Below are 1,263 nucleotides of genomic sequence, written 5' to 3'. Positions count from 1 at the left end.
TTTTCCAGCGTCACTCGATTCTGACGTTCGCTCGTCATGCGTCGACAACCGGATAACAGTTCGTGATTCCGCGGGAAGGACTGGAGATGGACATGACGAGGTGGTGCTTTATGATCGTGCTGGGAGCCGGCTTGTTTGCCGCGGGTTGCGACATCGCGGGACCGTCGAAGCAAGAGGATCTTGGGCGAGGGATTGTGCAGGGCACGTTGGGCGTCCAACCGGACAGCGATGCGCGACTCGCAGCTCCGGCCCATGCCTCCATGCTCCAAGGGCAGGTGACGGCGGTTGAGGGAGGGGCCTATCTTATTCGTGAAATCGGCGGTATCGACCGTCGCCTGGCGCACGACGAGAATACGCGCATCGATCGACCGGCTCATGTCGGGGATCTGATCGAAGCCTTCGTGGATGAGGGAGGCCGTGCGGTCCTCATTCGAAACAGGGATCACGATGAACGATGACAGTAGACCAAGCCGGCAGGGGATGTAGATTGAGCAACAGGTGATCATGTGTCTATTGGGAGGCTGGATGGTTGCGACGCGCGTGATGGTAGGAATGACGTTGTGGCTGGCTCTGTGTGTGCCAGTGGAAGTGGCTCTTGCCGGCCAGATTGCCGTGCCGCCGCTCTTCGAGAATCTGGGCTCCCTCCACCATCCCGTCACCACCACATCGGAACAGGCCCAACGTTATTTCGATCAGGGGCTCCGACTCGTCTATGCCTTCAATCACGAAGAAGCGATCAGATCGTTTGAAGCAGCCGCTGCGCTCGATCCGCAGGCGGCGATGGCCTATTGGGGCATCGCGCTGGCGCTCGGGCCCAACATCAATGGTGCGATGGAGAAGAAGGACGAGCATCGGGCTATCGAGATGGTGCAGAAGGCTCAACGGCTGGCAGATCGCGCCACTCCAGGGGAGCGGGCCTACATCGAGGCCTTGGTTACACGGTATGTCGGCCGAAAAGGGGTCAAGCGTAAGGGCCTCGACGAGGCCTATGCGAAAGCGATGCGATCGATGGCGCAGCGGTTCCCCGAAGATGCCGATGCGGCGACGTTGTTCGCCGAAGCGCTGATGGATCTGCGGCCCTGGGACTTGTGGAAGCAGGATGGGCGACCGCAGCCTGGCACCGACGAGATCGTCTCGACACTCGAGTCCATACTTGCACGGAGCCCCGAACATCCGGGGGCTTGCCACTATTACTTGCATGCGGTTGAGGCCTCACCGCAACCGGAACGGGCCCTGCCTTGTGCGGAGCGGTTGCCAGATCTG

Annotated in this window: 2 protein-coding genes; both read left to right on the top strand. The window is 60.7% G+C overall.

Annotated features, from left to right (window positions below):
- Nucleotides 1-92: 92 nt before the first annotated feature.
- Nucleotides 93-458, top strand: coding sequence for a hypothetical protein (locus Q7U76_06660; GenBank protein MDO8356054.1), 366 nt, complete (start codon nt 93-95; stop codon nt 456-458).
- 67 nt (nt 459-525) lie between these two features.
- The coding region (locus Q7U76_06655; GenBank protein MDO8356053.1) for a hypothetical protein at nt 526-1,263 on the top strand (738 nt) is incomplete at its 3' end.

Source organism: Nitrospirota bacterium, assembly GCA_030645475.1.
Lineage (GTDB): Bacteria > Nitrospirota > Nitrospiria > Nitrospirales > Nitrospiraceae > Palsa-1315.
This window is presented reverse-complemented; position numbering and strand designations above follow the sequence as displayed.